Here is a 22896-nt window from a genome sequence, read left to right on the forward strand (position 1 = left end):
AGCGGCCTATTCGGCGTTGCGGCGGCGGAGGACGGATACTTCGCCTGGTGCGATCTTCTCCACCATGTTCGGCTCTTCGCCGCTAGTGGTCATGACTTCTTCGTCCAGACGAGGTGCGGTGCTATTGAGCGGGTTCGCGTCCTGCTGGAACGTATGCGGTGGAGCACTCTCCGAGCGGTCCCGCAAGCTGGGGCGTGTCGGCGAAGAAGTGCGGCTTGCCACGCTGCCGTTGGTCTTGATCAGCATCGACACCAATCGATTTGCCCCCACGTCGCCAGGACGAGCCAATTCCGTATACCGGGCCACTCGTTTGTTGTAGTCGCGAGCGATCTGTACGAACGCCCGACGCTTTAGCGCCAAGCCCTCTAGTTGCATCAAGAGCTCCACGCCCTGGTCGTTCATTGGCCGGTCAGCGATGCTGTTAAAGTACTTTTCGGCCTGCGATACGGCCGCCGCCGACTCGAGTAGTTCGGCATGGCGTAAAGGCAATAGTTGGTTCAACTCAGCGGCTTCAGGGGAGTTATCCGTCGGAAAGTACTGCGAGTAACGCGTGTGGTAACCGGCACATAGGGGCATGTCCCCGGGCAACGGCAGCGGAGCCGACTGGTCCCGATTCATTAGGGATGCCAGCCGACGCTGCGAAGCGCGGGCGGCAGAGAGTGCCGTATCTCGGCGTTTTTCCAACTTTGAAAGTGCTTGCTGAAGAAGTGGTGTCTGCCCACCCCGGGCTACCAAGTTTTGCAGGTCGTTCTGTTCCCGCAAACTCAAATAGTAGTCGGATACAGCACTGCAGAGATCCCAATAGGCGCCGATGCATTCCGACTGTTCGCTGCGCGAACCGACAGGGGCTACCACCTCGGGCAGGAAGACGGGAGTACCTGAGAGTTGCGTGTTGCTGGGCGGCGTGAGTGCCGAGTCCATCAGCCGCTTGGCGTAATCGGTGTCGACCGTCGCGGAGGTTCGAGCGGGTGGCTCGGCCGCAGCCGAGGCTGAAGTTCCGTAGGAAGGTTCCCCCGTATAGGTGTTGGGAGGCGTCCCTACCGGGGGTTGGCTCGGCTGGGCAGTTCCGGGGGAGTCGAGCGGCTGTGCCGCGGGCAACTCACTGGCGGGTTGGCTGCCGCCTTGGCCGCCCGGCGGGGATTCGAAGCCACCCAGCAAGTCGCGCATGTCACTCGCGGCGGTTGCTCCCCCGCCGTTCGGATCGGGAGGTGGACCAACCGGTTGACGAGAGTAGCGATCTTGCGACCAAGCCACAGAGGCGGGCAGCAACAATAAGGCAGCAAGCAATCGCATCGGTCAGATCCTTCCTGACATAGGTATTGCGTTGGGCGCTCGGCGTTTCACTCGCTGCCTGGAGTAGGTCAGTCGAGTTCTTCCAGCCACACCCGCATTTCGTTTTCGTACTCGCTAGCCAAGTCGCCTCGCACTAGAGTGCGTTCAAACTCGGCCAGACCATCTTCGCAAGTAATCGCCTCTTCAGCGCTGCCATAACGCAGCATCGGGTCGGGCGAAGTCAATCGGCGGCAAATGGTCATTAACAATTCGCTGTCGCGGACTTCCGGCGGAACGACTTTCTCCAGCCGCTGTGGCAGGGTCCGCTTGGCTTCGAGCATGGCCGCGTAGTCTTTGATGCCCGCAAACAGGGGGCGCCCCGAAAGTGCTTCGACAAGCACGTAGCCGACGCTCGCCAAGTCGGAGCGAGGAGAGACGTCTTCGCGCTCCAGGATTTCGGGCGCGGCATATTGTGGGGTACACGTGCGCTGTGGCGGCAGATTGGAAAGCTCGACGGCCGAACCGATGTCAATGATCTTCGGATGGCCTGTTCGCTTGACCATAATGTTCGAAGGCTTGATGTCGCCGTGCACAATTCCTTCGCGGTGCAAGGCTGCAAGTCCGGCGAGCACTTCATGCAGCAACGCGACCGCCATCCCCGGCTTCAAGCGAGGACGGACGGGACCTCGGGTTACGATAACGTTGTTGATGTACTCCCACCGCTCCCAACTCACTTGCTGGCGAGCCCGTTCGAGCATGGCAGGCGTAAGCAGGATGTCGAGGTCGTAGCCGTCGACCCACTCCATCTCAAGAATACGGACGCGGTTGCGCTCAATAAAGTTGTAAACATCCAGCAGATTATCATGCTGAATCTTCGACACATGGCAGCCTACCTGGGCCATCCGACGCATTGCTTCCACGTAGTCACGCTCGCCCTCGAAACGTTCGGGAGAGAAGAACTTGAGGGCGACCGGCAGCGTGAAGCCGTCCGAGCCACGCCGTTCGCTCAAGTAGACCTGGCCCTGACCGCCGGTTCCCAGCAGTCGTCGTAGCCGCAAATGCTCGGTCCAGCCAAGTTTGCTTCGCTGGATGAGTTCGCCATAAGATCGAAGAATCTCTTCCACGTCATGGCCAGGCGGACGTTCGCTTGGCCCCACCGTACGCGGAGAGTGGAGAATCGTTGTACTGCTGTCCATTGTGGTCGTGTCGCTCCACCTGATGAGTCGCGGCGTATTCCTTTTCCAAGGGACAGACCTCTTATCACTGGGCTGCCGTTGGTGGGATGAATCAATATCCCCGCCACGTTCTTCGATTTTACTTCGCCGCTAGCAGAAATGTCTAGCTGGAAATGGACAACTAAGTCCAAGCTATCGAGGGGGCAAAGCAAGCAAAGCGTAACGGCTTTTTTCACACTTTTTTGAGAATTGTGGTCAGAACTTGTTGTCTCACTTTCAAGCCCTTACTCCTTCGTGCGCGGATGACCGAAGCGACCGTGCGGGTTGATGACAGCTCGCGGGTGCACCGCTCCCACGCGCGCTGAAAATGGCGACGGTTTTCGCAACCAAGTCCGCCGCCAGCAAAACGTCGGCTATGCGTGGCGGAAAAGTACCCGCCAGTGGTGTGGCTCGATCCGCCATGCTCCAGCAATCACGTCGGACGGTGAGGCAAAGAAACGCTTAGATAGCTAGACAGGTGAACCCCCTCCTCGGAGGGGGTGGCGTGGGCTTCTATCCGCGAGGTTCTTGTTAATGTCCACTGGGCGTAGCGGCGAACAAAAGGCTTCTTGGCCCCGAGCAACTCGGTCGCTTGCACTTTGACGGCCTGCGGCGCCAGTCGGATCGCCATGTTAAGTTGAGCCCTAAACTGCTCGGAAAACTCAGCAGTCCTCAGTTTGCGGCAAACGGCGTCGATCAGCATGCCATGGTGTTTTTTGGCAAGGTGCCGGTTCTACAACAATTGTGCCATGCCGGCCTGTGCTCTGCCATGCCAGTGGCCGAACGACTCGGCCACAAAGTAATGGACGCATTCATCCATTACCTGGTCCCCGTCGGTTCGCAATCGAGCGAACAACTCCGGCAAGTCCTGCTTCGAATATTTTTGCGGTGTGTGCGATCTCATCACGTCAATCTACTTCACGCTATCGCGGAATTTGACCTTGCTGAATTACCGTCTGACAGTTTGCAGCGAACGGGAAGAACAGGTCGCGCACGGACATCACGCACAATTGTACGACTAGTCGCCAAGTCCTAGACTAATAATATCACAAGTTCGACGGGCACGACGCGGGAGGCTCCGCTCATGTGACCCAGACAATAACAAACAAGAAAACCGAGGTGTAATCAAACATGGCCGCTAATCCAGAGGTGCTTGCCGACCTGCAGAAGGCGCTTTCCATGGAACTCACTGCTGCCCATCAGTACCAATTGCACAGCAGCGTACTGACCGATTGGGGAATCGACCGGCTTGCGGCGCAGATGAGCGAAGAGATGACCGAGGAACTGGGGCACTCCAAGGCGTTTCTGGATCGCATTCTCTTCCTAAAAGGTACGCCCGAGATGACCTTCGAGAAGACGCCGGTTGTCGCCAAGTCGCTAGCCGATGTGTTCAAGCTCGATCTGGAAGACGAGAAGGAAGCCATTTGTTTCTATACCGGCGCCGCCAAGAAGGCATACGACGCAGGCGACATCGGCTCGCGGAGCATCTTCGAGAAGATCGTGCTCGATGAGGAAGAGCACATGAGCTGGCTGGAGTTACAGCTCGATCTGCTCGAACGCATGGGCGAGCCAGCCTACATTGCCAAGCACATGTCGGCCCCCACTGAAGGTGGCGAAGCTTAGGAGACACGCTCCAACAAGGTTGCCAAGCATTGCGAGAGACGCCGCACGAACGGCGTCTCTCTTCTTTTCATCCCCGTCCAATCGCATGAACGACACCGATTCCAAAGTCGACGAATACTTTAGAAATGCCAAGCAGTGGTCGAAGGAAATGGAGGAACTGCGAGAGGTCGTGCTTCAATGCGATCTCAAGGAAGAACTCAAGTGGCGCGCTCCCTGTTATACGTACCAGGGAAGCAATATTGCGATGATTGGCGGGTTCAAGGAGTATTTTTGCCTCAGCTTTTTCAAAGGGGCCTTACTGAAGGACTCCAAGGGCGTTTTGGTGAAGCAGGGTGAGAACTCTCGTTCGGCACGGATCGTCAAATTCGCCGATGCAGCAGAGGTAACCAAGCTCGCGGCGACGGTGAAGCGATATCTCCGCGAGGCGATCGAAGTAGAGAAGTCTGGACTAAAAGTTGAATCCGTGCCCGCCGGCGAGATTGCCATCCCCGAAGAACTTCAGGCTGCTTGGAACGAAGACCGCGAGTTTGAGAAGGCATTCAAATCCCTCACGCCCGGTCGGCAGCGGGCGTACGTGATGCACTTTGCGGCTGCCAAGCAGTCGCGAACACGGAATTCAAGGATCGAAAAATACCGGGAACGTATAATCGATGGCAAAGGTATCAACGACTGCGTCTGTGGGTTGTCAAAGAGGATGCCCGGTTGCGACGGCTCGCATAAGTTTGCTTAAAGTAAGTTGTCCCTCGTATCATCGGTGGTAAGTAAACTCTGGGAGTGAGCCGAAATGCGTTTGGTTTTGTACTTGGCGATTATTTGCATGGTGCTGATGAGTACCCATTGTATGGCGAATGACATTCGTCCCGACGTCGAGCTTACCGACGAGCAGGTAACTCGTTTTGCCCGTTTGGCGCTGGACGGGATTACCAAGGAGTATCCGAATAAGCCCAGTAACGTGATGGTGGGCCGCGAGTCGGTGCAATCACCACGGGAGATGCATCCTGTGTTCTATGGGTGTTTCGACTGGCATTCCTCTGTGCACGGACACTGGATGCTTGTGCGTTTGGCGAAGGAGTATCCCAACGCCTCGGTTGTTGGCGAGATTCGCGCGCTGTTAAATAGCCAATTCACTGCCGAGAAATTGCAGGCCGAAGCCGACTATTTCGAGGCCAAAGAGAATCGTAGCTTCGAACGCACTTACGGTTGGGCTTGGACGTTGCGGTTGGCGGCAGAGCTAAAGCAGTGGAACGACGCGGATGCCCGGCGGTGGGCGAAGAATCTGGCGCCGCTCGAAGATCGAATCGTTGAACTGACGCAAGGCTATCTACCAAAACTTACCTATCCGATTCGCACAGGCGTGCACCCCGACACCGCGTTCGCTCTGGGGCAGATGCTTGATTACTCCCGGATCGTGAACAATGAAGAGCTCGAGTCGCTCATTGTTTCCTTTGCCCGTGAGAAGTATCAGGGAGATCGCGATTATCCCAGTCGCTTTGAGCCATCGGGTGAGGACTTCTTCTCGACAGCGTGGAACGAAGCCGACCTCATGCGGCGGGTGCTCTCTCGGGACGATTTCGCTGACTGGCTGGAACTGTTCTTGCCAGGACTGGCCTCGGCGGATTCCGACGCAGCCAATCTGCTTAAGCCGGCGCAGGTGTCCGACGTGACCGATCCAAAGATCGTGCATCTGGTGGGGCTGAATCTATCCCGCGGCTGGACGCAGCAAGGGGTGTTGTCGGCGCTGCCGGCGGACGATCCTCGCAGGGTGGCACTTCAAGATTCCATCACTGCCCACACCGAGGAGGGCATGAAGTATGTCTTTAGCGGCCATTACGAAGGGGAACACTGGCTGGCTACTTTTTCGGTCTACCTGCTGACCCAAGTTGGTTGCGAGCAATGAGCGACACCCGTCCCGCTGCGGCACGGCGGCGCTGGAGATTTGGCCCGGGATTTGTCGTCACCGCTGCTTTCATTGGTCCGGGTACAGTGATCACTGCCGGTCACGCCGGAGCTTTGTTCGGATACTCGCTTCTGTGGACGTTGCTTGTGGCGATTGCGGCGACCATTGTGCTGCAAGAAATGGCGGGGCGGTTGGGCTTGGTAACTCGCTGTGGTCTGGCCTCCGCGATACACAAATCGATCCCCAATGCATCGGCTCAAAGAGCCGCCACTTTGCTGGTGCTAGCGGCTATTGTAGTGGGGAACACCGCTTACCAGACCGGCAACTTGATAGGGGCTGGGTTGGGGTTTTCAATTCTCACAGGCGCATCGGTGCGACTGGGGGCCATGATGCTCGGTGGCATCGCGATGCTGCTTTTGGCATTCGGCGGTGGGGCTCGGCGACTGATGAAGTTGCTGATTGCGGTAGTCATCTTAATGAGTATTGCCTTCGTGAGCACCGCCATGCTCGTCAGACCCGATGCCTCTCAGGTGCTTCGGGAGGTATTCACATTCTCTCTCCCCGAAGGCTCAATGCTCACGGCCATGGCGCTCATTGGCACGACTGTTGTTCCGTACAACTTGTTCTTGCACGCTCGAGTGGTGCAAGAGCGATGGAGCGAGGCCAATTCTCTGAGGCACTCGCTCCGCGAATCGCGACTAGATACCCTGCTGGCGGTCACGCTTGGCGGGCTGGTGACCATGGCGATACTCGTCACTGCCGCGGTCGCGTTCGGAGGAACCGCGGATGGCGCGATTTCCCGGGACGACCTTGCGCGTCAGTTGCAGCCCTTGCTTGGGCCGATGGGAAAGTACTTGTTCGCGGCCGGGCTGCTGGCCGCTGGACTTACGAGCGCCATCACCGCCCCTCTTGCAGCGGGGTTTGTTGTGTCGGAGTCGGTGCGTCAGTCGAGCCCATCGTTAGCGAGGAATGCTTCATTGATTGTCGCCCTGGTGGGAACTGTGCTGGCGGGAGCCAGTGGGCAAAGCCCTCAGGTGACGATCGTGTTTGCGCAAGCGGCCAACGGACTCTTACTGCCATTGGTCGCTGCGTTTTTACTGTGGACTATGAATCGCCCTCAACTTCTGGGCCAGAACTGCAACAATTGGATGCTTAACATCGCAGCAGGGTTCGTCGTAGGGATCGCGGCCCTCCCGGGGGTGAAGAGTTTGATTGGCCTGTTCCACTGACCCCATGTTTTCGCGACTGGACGACACTTCAGAACCCCGGCGGGGTTCTTAACTGGGAGAGTTGCGCGCCGGCGGCCAGTTTGAAGATTGGCGGGCACTGCAGGCGAATTGAAGTCGACCAATGAGGACGGTGAGATGAAGAGTGAAGCAAGATGGATTGTTGGCGTATTCGCATTGGCGCTAGCCACGGCGGGCACCACGGTGGCGGCCGACTGGCCGCAGTGGCAGGGGCCGAACCGTGATGGAAAGTCGATAGAAGCCGGGCTCTTGCAGCAGTGGCCCAAAGATGGGCCATCGCTTGCATGGCGCGTCGATGATCTTGGCGGAGGATACAGTGCTCCCGCAATTGTCGACGGGCGAATCTACGGCATGAGTAGTCAGGGAGACGATGACGTCGTCTGGTGCCGATCGGAGGACGATGGCAAAGTAATCTGGACCAGCCGCATCGGCCCCGCGAGCAAAGGTGGCATGCCGCAAGGGTCCGAGGGCCCGGGCTGTACGCCGACCATCGATGGCGATCGACTTTATGTGATTGGGCTTGGCGGAGAGCTGGCCTGCCTCAGTTTGCCGGATGGCAAGGTCCTGTGGCATCATCACTTGGTCAATGACTTCGGAGGTATCCCACCTGCCTGGAGGTACAATGAGTCGCCGCTGGTCGATGAGGCCAAGGTAGTCTGCACGCCCGGTGGCTACGAGCATACCATGGTGGCGCTCGACAAGATGTCGGGTGAGTTGATGTGGAAGCTATCGACGCCAGAGCCTGAACCGCAGCCCGAGCCAGAAGCGTCTGAGGAAGAATCGGAGGGCAGGGGGCGTCGATCACGCGGCCGCGGACGATTCGGAAGAGGTCCTCGTTCATTGGCCGGATACTCCTCGCCCATCGCCATCGACTTTGCGGGGGGAAAGCAATACGTCCAGTTCTTGGCTAAGGCAGTGATTGGTGTGGACGCCGAGACGGGAGATCTGCTGTGGGAGTACAAACGCCCCGCTAACAACATGGGCATTAACTGTTCGACGCCGTTGTACAAAGATGGCCACGTGTTTGCCGCTTCAGCCTACGGCGCCGGGGGTGGGTTGGTGGAGCTTAACCAGGCAGCTGGAGGAGAGATCTCCACCGAGGAGGTCTACTCGACGAACAAGATGCAGAATCATCATGGTGGGATGATCCTCGTTGATGGTGTGCTGTATGGAGCCAACGGTGGCAATGGCGGCGGCTTCTTGCGTTGCCTCGACTTCGAGACCGGCGAGGACCTGTGGACCGTTCGCGATGCCAGAAAGGGTGCGCTCTCGTTTGCTGATGGCAGGCTCTATCTGTACACCGAGGATGGCGAAGTGATTCTCATCGAGCCAAACCGGGAAGAGTACGTCGAACGGGGGCGGTTTGAACAACCCGATCGTAGCGAATCACCCGCCTGGACTCATCCGGTGATTGCCAATGGGCGGCTGTACATCCGCGACCAGGGCTTGTTGCTTTGCTATGACATTAATGCGGGTGGGTGAGAAACGGAAGGAAGTGTTATCGAACTCCGTGCTGGAAGTCCGTTAACGACTGCGGTGGCAGCGAGATTCGCAATGCGTTAAGCACTGCCAGGACGTCGATGATCTCCTGCGCCACCGCGCCGGCGACTGGCGGCAGGTATCCTGCCGCCGCGAAAGCCATGCCGACAACGCTAAGGGCCATGCCGCCCACGGCACTTTGCAGCGCAATGCGCCGCATCCGCTGGCTGATGTGCATGAACTCGTCGACTTTTTCTAAGGAACTGTCCAAGATCACTACGCCGGCCGCTTCAGCGGTGACGTCGCTATTCTGGCCGACGGCAACGCCCACGGTCGCGGCGATCAGGGCCGGGGCATCGTTGATGCCATCGCCCACAAACATTGTGTTGGCTTGGGCATTTTCCTGTTCGACGATGGCGACCTTTTGTTCTGGGCTTTGGCTGGCATAGACTTGAGTTATCCCCACTCGCTTGGCCAGGTGCTCAACCTCAGACGCACGGTCCCCTGAAACCAAGAGCACCCGATCGAAGCGGTGCATCGGTTCCAGATGGTGGATGAACTGCGCGCCTTCGCGGCGGGGTTCATCGCGGAAGCGATAAGTACCAACATACTGGTCGTCGACGACTAGCACGCACTCCATGCCACCAATCGTCGGCGGAACTTCGTTTCCTGCGGTGGGATTGGCGGCCAGGAACTGCTTGCGACTGGTGATCCAAACGGTATGTCCATCCACTTCGCCTCGCAATCCTTCGCCGGGCCGCTCACTTATTTCGCGGACGTCGCGGAGCACGATTTGATCCTTCTTGACCTCTTCAGAAATGGCCTGGGACAGGGGGTGCTTTGAGTACCTTTCGACACTGCCCACCAGGCTCAACAGTTCTTTGTTGTCGAAGACACCGGTTGTCAGTTGTTCGGTAAGTTGTGGTCGACCATAAGTGAGTGTGCCCGTTTTGTCGAAGATGGCCGTGCGGCAGGTGCTGATTCGTTCGAGCGCCACGGGGTCCTTCACGACGATCCCGCGTTTCGCCGCCAGCGAGATCGAGCCAATGATCGCCACGGGAATGGCGATCAACAACGGACATGGCGTAGCCACGACCAGCACGGCCAGAAAGCGGATTGGCTCGCCACTTGCCATCCAGGCAGCTGCCGCAATCGCCAAGGCGAGCGGGGTGTACCACGCTCCGAGTTGATCGCCAAGTCGCCGAAGACGCGGCCGCCGTTGCTGGGTGGCTTCCATCACGGTCATGATCTTGGCATACCGCGAGTCGACCGCTCGCTTAGTGGCGCGAATCGTAAGCGCCGATTCACCATTCACCGCCCCCGACAGCACTTCCGAGCCAGGTGTCTTCGACATCATGTAGGGCTCGCCGGTCAGATACGACTCATCCATCACGCCATGGCCGTCGATCACCTCGCCATCGATAGGGCAGATCTCGTGCGGCAGCACCACGAGGACATCTCCCGGTATCACGTCGTCGAGGTGCACATCTTTCAGTGTCGAGTCCAGCTTGCGATGAGCAACGGTCGGCATCCGGCGAGCCAGAGCTTCCAACACGCTGGACGCGCTGCGTACGGCAAATGCCTCCAGCGCTTCGCCGCCGGAGAGCATCAAGACAACCAACGTACCGGCGAGATACTCGCCCAATATTGCGGCAGTCAAGATCGAGATGCCTGCCAGCAAGTCGGAGCCAAACTCCCCGCGAAACATCTTCACCAGCAACTCCGCGACCAACGGAATTCCACCCAGCAGGAGGGCAGCGATTAATGGAGAGTCAACCCACTTCGAATCGCCAGCAATGCGAAACGCCAAGTGCAGGCAGATAGCGACAACTGCAATCGCAGCAATTAGGTACTGCCTAATCGACCACAGATAGCCCACTGAGAACCGAGACATGAAGCGGCTGACGATCTAACGGAAGTAAGCAGGGGAAGAGCCACTTCCGTATCTTAGCAATCCCCCTCTCCGTGCAGAAGTTGCCTCGCGTCATCAAGTGTGCCATCCGTGGCTTTGACGACCGGCGTGTCCACTTGTAGTTGAGATTGAGACTGAGACGGCAACTAGTGGGCGGGGTGAGGTCGAGATTGCAGGGGCGTGTGGCGGTTGCCGATACCACAACTTAGCTTGCCCAGCAGTGTGATAATGTCGCCAAGCCCGCAACGTAGTGGACGGCATGACCTCCAGCACAACGCCGAGACGTAGGGAAACAAGGTAGATGCGTCTGCGGTGCCGTTTCTCCGCATGCGTTTTCAGTGAAGGGGAAATTAGGAGGGCAAGCCTGGGATTTCCAGATAATTTGGCTCGCTCATGTAGAGTGATACTTTTAGATACCAGGGATAGAGTGAGGAGTTGCTGCCAAACGGTGGTGTGCGACGGAACAACACGGCTTCAGCACGTTGCCAAGGGGTTCTTGGCGCGAAGTTTGCATCCATTGGACTGCAGGAGGAGCATGGCGCGACCTCTGCCGATTGGGGCCGTCGCAGTTGAGCCACTATCTGCCAAGGTAGTCGGTTGCAATACATTGCTTGTAGCGAATCTGGGAATGACGCCATTTCCGAACAGGTGGTCGGATGCTTCGCCGGCATCATGGCGTTCATTTTGAGTGACCTGGTCGTGTTCCCCGTGCTTCGCATCAATGCCAAGTACTACGGTTCGAAGATGGCCTACTACATTTTGGCCGTTTTTTTGGGTTTCGCTGGTGGCGGCATCCTTGATGCTGCACTATGGATTTGCCGCCATCGATTTACTGCCCGAGGGTGGAACGCGTGAGATGGTGAGACCGACGGAGCGATTTAAGATCGACTACACCTACTTTCTCAATCTGCGATTCTTGGGGGGCACCCTTGTTTTGTGGTGGCTTAAACGAACGGGGGCGACCATGGAACAACATGGGCACCATGGCGAAAGCAATCTTGGCGACGAACTGCTGACTTGGCTCGCCTATCTTTCATTCCTAGGGCTGGCTGGTGGGTTGGTGGCCAGTTTGCTCACCCACTATGCGTAGCACCCGCCGGGGTGAGTACTTCTCCGCCAGCCAAAAGGTCACACCGAGATTCAGTGAACATCGCACAGACCGATCTTGCATACCGCTGGCAGGACCAAATTGTTGACGCGAAACAGAGGATGTCGCTCGGTCGTTACCGACGCACTCGTGCGACTACGGTCCGAATTGACTGGCAAGTTGCGCACTGGCGCAACTTATGAGTGGGCGACTTTCTCTGGTGTTCGGGCGAGTCAACATAATCCAGTTGAAACTACTGGTATCGAGTGGGGGGAGCTGCTAAGCTTAGCCTCTCAATTCATGGTGTCGAAGGCGTTTCGCGGGGGCGATTCCGACGACGGGACATCCTCTTGTCGTCGATTTCGGAATGGATAAAGCCAAAATGCCACCATTCATCCTTATCCACGTTGACTCACCTAGTAGTGCGGCCATTTAGTGCTCCTCTGGGGTCCGGACTTGGAGCGAAGCATGTATCGTGCATTCAGTCGATCGCGATGTGCCCATTCTGAACGCAATCGTAGAAGTAGATTTGAAGTACTCGAAGATCGCAGGGTTCTGGCTACCGTTACCGTGGGCGAGTTAACGCTCAGCGGCGATTTCCAGAATGGCGTTGCTACAGGACAGGTTCTCGTCGGCTTTGAGGAGGCCACCCCTCTTATAGCAATCAATAGCGGACAGGTAACGGCCGACACCGCAGGCGGGTCATTCTCGGTCGTCCCTGCCGGGGCGGGCACTCCCGTCTCGATCAGCCTGTATGCGCTCGCAGCCAATCCCGTAATCTGGCAGAGTGGTTCGTCGAATGCTGTGATCTTCGACGCCAGCACATTGGTTACGACCGGACATTCCTTCACGGCAGACGGCGGCACTGCTGAGGGGGTCACGGTTGCGGACCTTGCCAGTGGGTTCTTTGCCGACAATCTCGCCTTGTTCGACGGAACCAGCGGGGCGGCCGATCTGGTTAACCTTCAAGGTTACCTCGACTTCGGCGTGATCCAGCTCGATGGGCTCCACGTGGACGTCGACCAGACAAACTTCGTTCAAGTCGATAGCGACACAAAGACGGTGACGCTGACGGGCGTCGACGCCATGAGCGACGACGATTTCACTCTTGCAGGTGTTGAGATTCAGGGTGAGTTGAACGTAACCTACGCCAATTCGAGTGGAAATCAGTTTTCGTTCGGAGGTTCGGTCGACGTTATAGCTTCCGGGCTGGCAGGGGGCCCTACTACATCCAACCTGCAGGCGGGGTTGGACCTGGTCGTGCACCAGGGCGCAATCAGTTCGGTCGACCTGCAGCCAAGTGGATCTTTCCGAGTGTGGGACCTGGTAGTAGCTCCGGATGATCTGACGTTCGAGTACGTGGCCGGCGATAAGCAGTTTGTCATGTACGGCGACGCCGAACTACTAGTGCCCAATGGCTCAGCGAGCGACTCCGGCGGCAACACGACGAGCCTTACCGCGCAGCTAGGGACGGCCAGCAGTCCAGGGCTCGTGATCGATGGCTCGGGCATGGTGAGTCAGGTGGACGTAAGCGTTTACGGCAAGCTCAATATGCTGGGATTCAATTTTGAGTCGCCACAGTCGGATCCCGCGACGTTCCAGTACCAGTCGTCCGACGGCTTTTACGAGTTGTCGGGAAAGGTCACTGCGCCAAACTTCTGGAACGCCGAGGTCACGATGGGCACGGCGCAACAGCCGGGGGTGAAGATTAAGAACGGTAGCTGGTCAGTCGACAATCTCGATGTTGCATTCACCGATGTGGAACTCGGCGCGTTTGAGATCAAGAATTTCAACGCAAAGTTCTTCCAGGCGGCTTCGACGGAGCTTGATTTCGACTTCGACCTGGAGGTCGCGTTTCCGCAAAGCTGGTCGGTTGATGCGGATATCAAGACTTCCTTCAATGAGCAGACCAAGCTGTTCGAGATCGACGACGTGTCGATGAAGGCGTCTGGTCTGCAGGTGCCGATAGGTGAGACTGGTCTATTCTTGATCGAAATTGATGCCTCGATCCAGAACATCGAGCAGCCTTCCGATCTGATCGTGGCGGGCGACGTGACGGTCGAATACGGAGAGGCGGTGAAGATCTTTGACGAGTCGGTCAGGCTGTTCCAGGCCAGGGGTGGGTTCTTGGTCGACAAGGATGAGCTGAAGATCGACGCGACCGTGTGGCTGGGTGCCCTGAGCAAGAGTGATGGAAAGACCATCGGGCTACTCGGAGAAGGTTCCGGAAAACTGGTGCTGGACTGGAACGATCGGGATTATTCGCTGGATGTGAAAGCGTCGCTACTAGATGGCGTGTTCGACTTCGAGGGAGCCTTTGACTTCTATGGCGCCACGTCGACGCGTCCCTTGGAGATCATCATTTCAGCAGAGGTCGATCTCGAAGTGCCTCATGGCATTCCGCTGATCGGTGGCGACAAGCTGGGCAGTGCCGATTTTCTTTTCAAGTACATCGCGCCCGACTCCAAAGGTGGACAGGCGGATGGATTTATTGCCGCGTGGACTCGAGTTGACCTGATCGTCTCGCACGTCGAGTTTGGTATCGAATACGACTTTACCAGTGACAAGGTCAAGACCATCGGCGCGCATGAGATAAATGCCTTGAAGAGAAGTGGGGAAAAGCCGAAGAAGAAGACCTACGTCTACTCCCAGCCTTTCACCAATGATAGCGGTGCAACCCAGGCCACCCTGTCGGTCGACTGGAGCAGGACCTTCGCGTCGGTACCGGAATCGGCCGTTATTTCGGTAGTGTTACCCGACGGAACCAAGGTTGAAGAAAGCAACTTTGCCGCTAACGGATTGAGCTTGATTACGACCTCGGCCGGTGGCAATTTGGGCTCGGAGATGCAAACCCACATTGGGGCCGTCAATCCGCAGGCGGACTCTCAGTCTTACACGGGCAACCTGAGTGGCGATAGCAATCTGGTAACCATTGTTGGGGCGACACTCACGCCCGCTATCAATGGCTGGGCGGTTTCCGGGGCTGGAATCGCCGCGGGAGCCACCGCAACTTACGTGAATGCGACAACGATCAAACTAAGCGACATTCCCACGGCCAGCGCGCCCGGAACCGAGCTGACGTTTACCAATCCGTACGTAGCACTTCCGAAAGCCTCAGGGGAAGACTACACCAGCTATACGTTGCAGATTGAGTTCGAGAGCGAGTCGAAACCCATCGACACAACGTCAGATATAGAAATGATCGAGAAGGACCCGAATTCGAACAACATCCTCATCGTTCTGAAGGATGGAATTCCTGGGGGACTTCGAATTGGTGACACCGTTTCCATCAGTGGTAGCAGTGTTGGCGGCTACAACGTATCGGACACGCACACTGTAACGGAGATTACCGCCAGCGGGGTTGTCGTCGACATGCCTTACACCCGTAGCGCCACTGGTGGCAAACTGAGCGGCTGGACTCTGCCTCAATTCAACGCTACGTACCACTTGCCCCGACCAACGGTGCTCGTCGACTCGCCGAATTTGGACGTGACAAGTTCGGAATTGACCGTCACGATGCCCGTCCAAGTCGATAACGCGCTGGCTGGCACGACGAAAGTCGATTTGTATATTGATGCGTTCGACTCCAGTCTGGGCGCCAACCAGGATTTCAAGGGAGTGCTACTATCGAAAGATGTTGCGCTGGGCCCCGGTACGCAGGTAAATGGTCAGCTGCAGTACAACGCGTCCACGACTGTCGACCTCTCCCAACCAGGCTTGGAGCTCTTGCCTATTGAGTACTATCTATACGCGGTCGTCAACGACGGCACCAACACACCGGTGACATCCACCCTCACCAGCAATGGCAGTGGCGGTTTCAACGACGTGTTCGACAACGTGTTTTCCGTGAGCGGTTCGGTTACGAATCAGGTGCATCAGGACCTTGGCGGCTGGACCGTGTTTGTCGATGCCAACAGCAACAACATCCTCGATTTGGGAGAGCCGAGCTACGTCACGAGTTCCGATGGTTTCTATGGTTTCTATGCGAATCAGCTGCCCACAGGCACGCCGTTCAACGTCGTGGTGAATATGCTCGATCCCACGGCGTACACGTTTGATGCACCCAGCTTGGGTATCCCGGCTGTAGGAAACTCCGTTGTTCAAGATGGTTCAGGCCTCGCGGCCCAGGTCAACTGGAACGGTTCGAGTCCCGTCTCGGCGGACTTTAAGGTTGCAAAGTTCAGCGTGATTGAGGGCGTGGTAACCAACGCTAGCAGTAGCGAGCCCTTAAGCGGATGGACGGTGTTCCTGGATGCCAATGGCAATGGGCAATTGGACCCCGGCGAAGGCTCCACTCAGACCGCCTCGAACGGCGGTTACGAACTCACGAATCTCTTGGCTTCGTCCATCAGATCGATCTCGTCGTCCGGCAGTGCCACTTCGCCCACAACCGTGCTGAACCTGGCGGGTGCCGTACCCACGTCATTGAAAGTAGGCGATACCATCACGGTGTCGGGCACTTCGGAGAGCGCTTACAACACGACGCACACTATCACGGCGATCAACGCCACAAGCATCGTAACCGATCAAACATTCACGGCCACGGCGACGGGTGGTTTGGTCGTCGGACCCGATGTGTCGGAGACGGTTGCCTTGGCGATTTGGAACGGCTCCGCGGCCACCTACGCCTTCGCGTTGGACCAGGTGCAAGGTGACTTGGTGCTCGACGGTTCCGGTGGGCCGAACACGCAGCAGCACGCTGGAACGCTCGAGGGAGGAGCCACGGTTGGAACCGCGACTTCGTTTGGTGTGATCGATCATCCGAATGCCGCTACCGACAACCAAATACTCAGCGTAGATCAGGCCAGTGGAGCGCAGTTTGTCAGCGTGAGTTCATTGGCGGATCTATCGCCAGGATCGGGTGCGTTTTCCGCAGCGGGATGGGTAAGGCCCGACAGCGGCAGTTTCGCCGTCACCCAGGGTGTTGCCGGGGCACTAGGCACTGGTGGCGGCTGGGCGCTCAACCTGGCACCAGCCTTTGGTTTCGCACCTCAGCAGACTTTTGCTTCGTCATCTGGGCCGGCGTCCACGGCTGTTGGCGATTTCAACGGGGACAACAAGCCGGACATTGCCGTCGCGAGCATACTGGGAGGCGTGGGTATCCTGCTGAACGACACGGCTGCCGGAGCAACCACGACCAATTTTGCCGACCAAGTGACCATAACGGCCGGTCTAGCGCCCAATTCGATCTCCACGGGAGATTTCAACGGAGATGGCAAACTTGATATCGTGGTGGCCGATCTCTTCGGTAACGTTGCTACGGTCTTGATTAACAATACGGCCACGGGATCCACGACTCTGAGCTTCGCTGCTCCACAAACGTTCGCCACCGGCTCTCAGCCCGACGGCTTGGAGGTGGTCGATGTTAACGCCGATGGCAAACCCGATCTCGTGCTTGCCAATCAAAATGACCACAACTTATCGGTGCTACTAAACACCACAGCGGCGGGCTCATCCACATCCAGTTTCGCGGCTCAACAGACCTTTGACGTCGGCGACGATCCTCAGTTCGTAGCCACCGGCGATCTCAATGACGACGGCAAACTGGATCTGGCGGTGCTAAACGGTGGAAGCCTATCCATTCTGTTCAATACCACGGCCGCAGGTGCTGCGGTCGCCAGCTTCTCCCCGCAGCAGGTGTTTGACACGGGAGAACACTCGGCAACCTTAGCAATCGGCGATCTGAATGGCGACACCAAACCCGACCTCGCCATTGGTTACTCCGAAGGCTCGGAAGTGTTGGTGATGCTCAACACCACCGCCGCTCAATCTGCCACGGCGAGCTTCGCTGCTTCACAGCCGTTTGCAGCCGGAAAAATGCCGAACTACGTCGCTATTGAGGATTTGGACGGCGATGGCAAGCTCGATCTGGCCGCTGTGAACAACGGGGACGCCAGTGCGTCAATCTTGCTGAACACCACGGCGAGCGGCGCAGCAACGGCTAGCTTTGCCTCGCAATTGACGTTTGCCCTCGGAAAGTCGCCCAGTGCAATTGCTTTTGCAGATTTCAATGGCGACATGCTGCCCGATCTCACTGCGCCCAATCTGCAAGATAACAATGTGTCGGTGCTACTGAACGATAGCGCCGCCAACCTGGAAGTCGAGCTGGTGCAGAATGCGAGCAGCAGGTCCGGTTCTCTGACGCTTCAGGATACGAGTCGCCTTGCGGGCGACACTTGGCATCATGTGGCATTTACCTACGATCCCGATGCAGACGACACTAGTGACGGAACTGGCGCCGGTACCGTCAAGCTGTATGTGGATGGCGCACTCGCTGCCAGCAGTACAAACCGTGGATCGCTGCCAACTTCTGCCGACATTTCCGACTCGTCAGGGGTGAGCTTCAATATTGGGGGCCAGGGTGGAGGAGTTGCACCACTGGATGGCTACCTCGACGACGTGAGCCTCTGGGACCAGACGCTCTCCGCCACACAGGTGCTTGCTCTTTATAACGGAACGACCACGCCCAGCTATTCGCAGATCACCCCTACGAACCCAGACACCTACGATGTGTCACTCAACGGGGCGTTCGACCTGGAGCAAGATGACAATTTTGTTATTACCGAATTGAGCAGCCTGGCCGGATCGGTTTTTGCTCTGCCATTGCAGGACGAACATTTGGCTGTGATAGCGATTCCGGCGCAAGGTTGGACCGTCAACCTCCTTGATGACCAGAGCCAGGTGATCGCCAGCACCACTTCGAATGCGCTGGGGGATTACCAGTTCGCCGGTCTGACGCCTGGAACTTACGGAGTGGAACTGGTGCTCCCTGAAGGGTGGGCACAGGTAAGCGGGTTCGTTGGCGAATTTGTGCTCGAAGCTGGTGAAGGTATCGACGGTTTCGACTTCGTCGCTGCCCAGTTGGGGCTGGTTAACGGCAATGTGTACGACGACATGAATGGCAATGGAGTGCACGATGCCGGCGACACACCTCGCGGCGGTGCGTTAGTCTACATCGACATGAATCACGACGGTCAGTACGACGTCGGTGTAGAGCCTGCCACCACGACTTCCGAGGCCGGCGCCTACGCGTTCGATGGCCTGGGCGATGGCACCTACCAACTCCGTCTGGCTCCGATTGCCGGACGACTTGTTACGGGCCCAGTTGCCGAACTTCACGAAATCACAATCGTTGGGGGCGATCAGACCACAGGCGAGTTCTACGACTTCCTCACCGCCACCAACACTCCACCGATTGTCGACAGCCTCGTTACCACGCCAACGGTCGAAGGAATGCCATTCAGTTTCCACGCGACCTGGACCGACGTCGATACGGAAGGGACGTCTACCGAGGTCACCATCAACTGGGGTGACGGGACTTTCTCGACGCAGACCATCGCCCTGGTCAACGGCCAAGGATCCATTACAACTAAGCACGTTTACGCCAACGGCGGTTTCTACGACGCCACTCTGTTGCTGGCGGATGGATCCGACAACTCGGTGGTGAGTTCGACGCCCTTCACTGCGATTGTCACTGGTGTCGGTATCCATGATGGCGTGTTTGAGATTGTCGGTACCGATGAGGACGACAATGTCACCGTCATAAAGAATGGACGGCATGGTTTCCTGGTCATTGCCAACTTTCTTCCTCGCATCAAACAAAGATTGAGCTCAGCGGACGTTACGCTTGTGGAGGTGTCAACGTTTGCTGGCGAAGACTCAATTCGGATTTCCGGCCGTTTCGACGTCCCCGTCGATGTCAACGGTTTGCCCGTCGATGTCAGGCCTGGTTCCTTGCCTCCGTATTTTTCGCCTCGGCCGGGCCATTCACCTCGGTGCAGGTCCTTTCACCGTCCCGCTTCTCCGCCAGGTCGCAGCGCCGAAATGCCACGTGAAGGGGCACCTCACGTGCATCGAGGCAATGCTGACAAGGACAGTCCCAGCGGGAGTAAGTCGAATGCTGGCGCCGGTATGCGAGGCAGGTTCAATGAGCAATCCGTCGATGCGTTGTTCGAAGAGCTTGGCGAAAAAGGCGATGGCAACGGGGAATTGTTGGGACGCCCTTCCAATTTCGGCCGGATGCGGAAGGCCATGTGTGGGGCCCGCGGCCGATGATCGCACGGCGCGTGAATGCAGTGGTCCGGTGCTCGTCGTAGTTCAACTTCCGGTGTCGCGGGGTGACGAACTCAGACGCCGCATTGCTCGGAAGATCAATACGCCGCTCCGTGCCCATAGAGTGGCAGGTGTCGGTAGTACACTTCGAGCATGTAGATTGACAGGCAAGTGGTGAACAATCGCCCTCCTTGGGAGCCCCAGCGATCGCCGTTGGGGTCCCAGCTACCTCGGTCGCGGCCGTGCTTTTCCTGTTCCTGAGGGAGCAGCTGTCGCATAACACCATTCCACTTTCGCCATGCATCGCCTTCCATGTGATGCATGACTTGTGTGGCATAATACCAATGGTAGACATTCCGTTCGTCCCATTCGGGTAGAAATCCGAGCAGATACGATACGCCATCCTGAAGCCGTTGATCATTTCGTTCCCAACCAAGATACTGCCGGCAAAGCAGGCCTTCGGCGGTCATGGCCGGCGTTGCTCCACTACCGCGAGAGCGGTACGAATAGCGGCTGCCGTACTCATGCGACACGGAGTCAAGGTACTCGCTCAACCGACGAAATGTATCGCTGGGAACCTCGAGTCCTGCCATGCGAGCGCTTTGCAGTGCCATCGCAAACCAACCCGTCACCGAAAGATCCTCGTCGCGCCCTGGTTGATAACGCCAACCGCCGGCGGATGTCTGAATCTTTACACAATAGTCGACTGCCTTCTGAGCTGGCTTGCGCAGTTCCGGATCACGGGTCATCGCGTAGAGTTCGCAAATTGCGATAGTGCACTGGGCGTGCGTGTAGAGTCGCGCGTCGCCGACGTTTTCCTGATAAAAATGGCCATCATCATACTGTTGCGCAAGAAGCCAATTCCAGCCGCGAGTCACGACCCGTGGAAACTCGTCACCCGGCAGCGGTTGATGCGTGTGGCCATGCCCCTGAAAGGCCAGCAACGCCATCGCCGTGGCGGCCTCGCGGTTCTCGCGATTACCTCCGTCGCGGTACGGTCCACGAAGGCTCCATGAACCATTGCTTTGCTGTTGCTTCGCAAGCCATCGCAAACCCTCCATCACTGCGCCGTCCGTCAGCGCGGTTCCGCCGTAGGCATCTCGAAGTGCCTCACGCATGCCTGGCGTACGTCCACTCAGCGCCAGGCCGACGCTAATCGAGGGGGTGTCGCTAGCTGCTAGCATTCCTTCGGGGTTAACGGGAACCACGTCAGGCATACTCAATGGATCGATCACGACAGGTAGTTCATCGGGCGAGAGTTCACTCTGCTCGATCACCACGTCTTGCGGCACGTTCAGGTCATCGATAGCGTCGAGGTCAATGTCGCCGAGTTCCTCGGCATATCGGGCGTTGAGTAGAAACGGCACCTCAACCGTACTGGCCATAGCCAACAGTCCTAGGATAATTAGCGCGACCATATGAACGACAGCGCTCGCAAGCCACGGCGGTGACTCGCGGAGCCAGGAGGTGAGATCGATCAGTGGGGCAGCCTCCTGATCATTGGCCGAAGGCGGGACGGCACCTGGCTGCGGAGTCCTCTCTCCTCCGGCTGGCGATTGGGCCGCCGCTGGGTGCTTAAGGTCGAGTTCAAGGTCCGCTGTCGGCATGAGGTGGCGATGAGCAGAAGTGATGGATGCCGCAAACGCAAGCATGCCGCTGGGTCCGTCCACTTTCACGGTATCGGCGTGTACCCCGCCCGGCAACCAGCACTCGCAGCGGAATCGGCAATTCCGCGCGAACCGGTGGGCTGAACAGCCTGTCTTCCCCATTGTTCGCCAAATCGCCCTCAAGCATTCCCGCCGGAGACCCGACCAACAGTTAGAACGGAGATTTTGCGAAACTCCATACGGTTCACGAGCAGATAATCGTCCGCCCGGCAATTAGGACTTTAGCAGCAGGAAAATTACCCCGGGCCCCCCATTGAAGCTTCCAACCTGGGGGCATAGAATTTGGGACTCGCATGGGACGCTTCTCGATTACCGTCCCAGAAGCAAAATCATTGTCGCGGGGTGGAGCAGCCAGGTAGCTCGCGAGGCTCATAACCTCGAGGTCGTCGGTTCGAATCCGGCCCCCGCCACTTTTTCTAAACCCTAGCCAGACCTGGACTTAGGTTACCCGGCCACGCGTGCCGGAGCGGCTCTTTGCCGAAGCCAAAGGGGGAATGCTAAGGGGGAACTCTTCGAGACTTCCCCCTTTGCGCCCTCTTGCTACCGCAAAGGGCGCTATCATGCCGCGACTTTTTCATCGGCCTCCCGCGTATCGACTCCACAAGTCAACCAAGCAAGCGGTCGTCTCGTTGTTTGGTGAGCGGCTCTACTTGGGGCCCTACGGCTCGCAGCAGAGCCATGCTCGCTACCAAGAGATACTCAAGCAGTGGGAGCGGGCTCGCCATCAGCAATCGCAGCCAGCGACTCCCCAGCATGCCAGCGGTGACGCCGCTGTCGAGGCGAAAATCGCCTCGGTTACCACCGCCACACTCCGCGAAAAGCGACTGGCTGGCTCGCCGGTGACCCTCAGCGAGCTGATCCTTGTCTACCGCCGCCACACGCACGAGTACTACCGGAAAAACGGCCAAGTAACCCGCGAGGCGGGAGCCATCGACGATGTCCTTCGTCTGTTGCGGAAGCATCATGCGATGACCTACGCAGCCGACTTCGGTCCGCTCGCCCTTGACGAGCTGCGGGGGGCGATGATCGATGAACTCGATTGGTCGCGGAAGTACATCAACAAGCAAGTCAACCGCTTGCGGGCCATGTTCAAGTGGGCGTCTGCCAAAGAAGTCATTGAGGCTTCGGTATCCACGGCGCTCCGCGAGTTGCCGGGACTCAAGAAAGGGCGTACGCGAGCTCGTGAGATCGAGCGTGTCACAGTGGTTGATGATGGCATCATCGACGCGACGCTCACCCACTTGCCGCCGATGGTGGCCGACATGGTCCGTATCCAGCGGCTTACCAGTGCTCGGCCGGGGGAAATTTGCAGTATGTCCCCTGTGGATATCGACACCCTGGGCGATGTTTGGGTCGCGTACGTCGGTAGTAGTTTTCTGCCGGGATTGCCAGCGTAGTAAGAGGATGCGATTGAGGTCCAATTGGTAGCGTCAAGAGCGCCCGCAT

At 57.7% G+C, this 22896-nt stretch carries 14 protein-coding genes and 1 tRNA gene; 10 read left to right on the forward strand and 5 right to left on the reverse strand.

The window, feature by feature from the left end; all coding sequences use genetic code 11:
* Nucleotides 1–6: 6 nt before the first annotated feature.
* From NG895_RS20835 to NG895_RS20845, 3 genes are all read right to left on the reverse strand, one after another.
* On the reverse strand, nt 7–1293 hold the full coding sequence (locus tag NG895_RS20835) for a hypothetical protein (protein WP_252854465.1): 1287 nt from the start codon (nt 1291–1293) through the stop codon (nt 7–9).
* A 68-nt stretch (nt 1294–1361) separates the two neighbouring features.
* The gene (locus NG895_RS20840; RefSeq protein WP_252854466.1) at nt 1362–2468 is read right to left on the reverse strand and encodes a serine/threonine-protein kinase; all 1107 of its coding nucleotides are present in this window, start codon (nt 2466–2468) and stop codon (nt 1362–1364) included.
* A 751-nt stretch (nt 2469–3219) separates the two neighbouring features.
* Nucleotides 3220–3390, reverse strand: coding sequence for a hypothetical protein (locus tag NG895_RS20845; protein WP_252854467.1), 171 nt, complete (start codon nt 3388–3390; stop codon nt 3220–3222).
* A 227-nt stretch (nt 3391–3617) separates the two neighbouring features.
* Between NG895_RS20845 and NG895_RS20850 the strand changes: the two genes are divergently transcribed.
* The 5 genes from NG895_RS20850 to NG895_RS20870 all read left to right on the forward strand — a co-directional run bounded on the left by NG895_RS20850 (nt 3618) and on the right by NG895_RS20870 (nt 8735).
* The gene (locus NG895_RS20850; protein ID WP_252854468.1) at nt 3618–4109 is read left to right on the forward strand and encodes a bacterioferritin; all 492 of its coding nucleotides are present in this window, start codon (nt 3618–3620) and stop codon (nt 4107–4109) included.
* Between the two features lie 85 nt (nt 4110–4194).
* Nucleotides 4195–4839 carry a DUF1801 domain-containing protein gene (locus NG895_RS20855; protein WP_252854469.1) on the forward strand — a complete coding sequence of 215 codons (645 nt, stop codon included), beginning with the start codon at nt 4195–4197 and terminating at the stop codon, nt 4837–4839.
* A gap of 54 nt (nt 4840–4893) precedes the next feature.
* Nucleotides 4894–6006 (forward strand): DUF2891 domain-containing protein, encoded by a 1113-nt coding sequence (locus NG895_RS20860; RefSeq protein WP_252854470.1) that lies wholly within the window; start codon nt 4894–4896, stop codon nt 6004–6006.
* Entirely contained in the window at nt 6003–7235 is a 1233-nt protein-coding gene (locus NG895_RS20865) for an Nramp family divalent metal transporter (protein ID WP_252854471.1), read from the forward strand. Before NG895_RS20860 ends, NG895_RS20865 begins: the two co-directional genes overlap by 4 nt.
* A gap of 135 nt (nt 7236–7370) precedes the next feature.
* A complete protein-coding gene (locus NG895_RS20870; protein WP_252854472.1) occupies nt 7371–8735 on the forward strand; it encodes an outer membrane protein assembly factor BamB family protein in 1365 nt (454 codons plus the stop codon).
* 16 nt (nt 8736–8751) lie between these two features.
* Here the strand turns inward: NG895_RS20870 and NG895_RS20875 are convergent, their stop codons facing one another.
* On the reverse strand, nt 8752–10626 hold the full coding sequence (locus tag NG895_RS20875) for a heavy metal translocating P-type ATPase (protein ID WP_252854473.1): 1875 nt from the start codon (nt 10624–10626) through the stop codon (nt 8752–8754).
* Nucleotides 10627–11241: 615 nt separating this feature from the next.
* On the opposite strand from NG895_RS20875, the gene NG895_RS20880 reads away from it, so the two are divergent.
* The 3 genes from NG895_RS20880 (at nt 11242) to NG895_RS20890 (ending at nt 19786) form a co-directional block, all read left to right on the forward strand.
* Nucleotides 11242–11499: a hypothetical protein gene (locus NG895_RS20880; protein ID WP_252854474.1), complete on the forward strand. Its 258-nt coding sequence runs from the start codon at nt 11242–11244 to the stop codon at nt 11497–11499.
* A 1-nt stretch (nt 11500) separates the two neighbouring features.
* Nucleotides 11501–11734: a hypothetical protein gene (locus tag NG895_RS20885; RefSeq protein WP_252854475.1), complete on the forward strand. Its 234-nt coding sequence runs from the start codon at nt 11501–11503 to the stop codon at nt 11732–11734.
* A gap of 465 nt (nt 11735–12199) precedes the next feature.
* Nucleotides 12200–19786 carry an FG-GAP-like repeat-containing protein gene (locus NG895_RS20890; protein ID WP_252854476.1) on the forward strand — a complete coding sequence of 2529 codons (7587 nt, stop codon included), beginning with the start codon at nt 12200–12202 and terminating at the stop codon, nt 19784–19786.
* A 95-nt stretch (nt 19787–19881) separates the two neighbouring features.
* On the opposite strand, the gene NG895_RS20895 is transcribed toward NG895_RS20890, so the two are convergent.
* Nucleotides 19882–21168 carry a prenyltransferase/squalene oxidase repeat-containing protein gene (locus NG895_RS20895; RefSeq protein ID WP_252854477.1) on the reverse strand — a complete coding sequence of 429 codons (1287 nt, stop codon included), beginning with the start codon at nt 21166–21168 and terminating at the stop codon, nt 19882–19884.
* A gap of 618 nt (nt 21169–21786) precedes the next feature.
* On the opposite strand from NG895_RS20895, the gene NG895_RS20900 reads away from it, so the two are divergent.
* Nucleotides 21787–21860 (forward strand) — tRNA-Met (locus tag NG895_RS20900).
* 150 nt (nt 21861–22010) lie between these two features.
* Nucleotides 22011–22847, forward strand: a complete 837-nt coding sequence (locus NG895_RS20905; RefSeq protein ID WP_252854478.1) for a hypothetical protein — start codon at nt 22011–22013, stop codon at nt 22845–22847.
* The last annotated feature ends 49 nt before the right edge of the window (nt 22848–22896 follow it).

This window comes from Aeoliella straminimaris, assembly GCF_024054565.1.
Lineage (GTDB): Bacteria > Planctomycetota > Planctomycetia > Pirellulales > Lacipirellulaceae > Aeoliella > Aeoliella straminimaris.

Excerpts from the sequence above, each read along its gene's own strand:
- NG895_RS20875 (WP_252854473.1), bottom strand. The coding sequence starts at position 10,626 with ATGTCTCGGTTCTCAGTGGGCTATCTGTGGTCGATTAGGCAGTACCTA.
- NG895_RS20885 (WP_252854475.1), top strand. The coding sequence starts at position 11,501 with ATGGTGAGACCGACGGAGCGATTTAAGATCGACTACACCTACTTTCTC.
- NG895_RS20895 (WP_252854477.1), bottom strand. The coding sequence starts at position 21,168 with ATGGCCAGTACGGTTGAGGTGCCGTTTCTACTCAACGCCCGATATGCC.
- NG895_RS20835 (WP_252854465.1), bottom strand. The coding sequence starts at position 1,293 with ATGCGATTGCTTGCTGCCTTATTGTTGCTGCCCGCCTCTGTGGCTTGG.
- NG895_RS20845 (WP_252854467.1), bottom strand. The coding sequence starts at position 3,390 with ATGAGATCGCACACACCGCAAAAATATTCGAAGCAGGACTTGCCGGAG.
- NG895_RS20850 (WP_252854468.1), top strand. The coding sequence starts at position 3,618 with ATGGCCGCTAATCCAGAGGTGCTTGCCGACCTGCAGAAGGCGCTTTCC.
- NG895_RS20860 (WP_252854470.1), top strand. The coding sequence starts at position 4,894 with ATGCGTTTGGTTTTGTACTTGGCGATTATTTGCATGGTGCTGATGAGT.
- NG895_RS20865 (WP_252854471.1), top strand. The coding sequence starts at position 6,003 with ATGAGCGACACCCGTCCCGCTGCGGCACGGCGGCGCTGGAGATTTGGC.
- NG895_RS20870 (WP_252854472.1), top strand. The coding sequence starts at position 7,371 with ATGAAGAGTGAAGCAAGATGGATTGTTGGCGTATTCGCATTGGCGCTA.
- NG895_RS20905 (WP_252854478.1), top strand. The coding sequence starts at position 22,011 with ATGCCGCGACTTTTTCATCGGCCTCCCGCGTATCGACTCCACAAGTCA.
- NG895_RS20890 (WP_252854476.1), top strand. The coding sequence starts at position 12,200 with ATGTATCGTGCATTCAGTCGATCGCGATGTGCCCATTCTGAACGCAAT.
- NG895_RS20855 (WP_252854469.1), top strand. The coding sequence starts at position 4,195 with ATGAACGACACCGATTCCAAAGTCGACGAATACTTTAGAAATGCCAAG.
- NG895_RS20840 (WP_252854466.1), bottom strand. The coding sequence starts at position 2,468 with ATGGACAGCAGTACAACGATTCTCCACTCTCCGCGTACGGTGGGGCCA.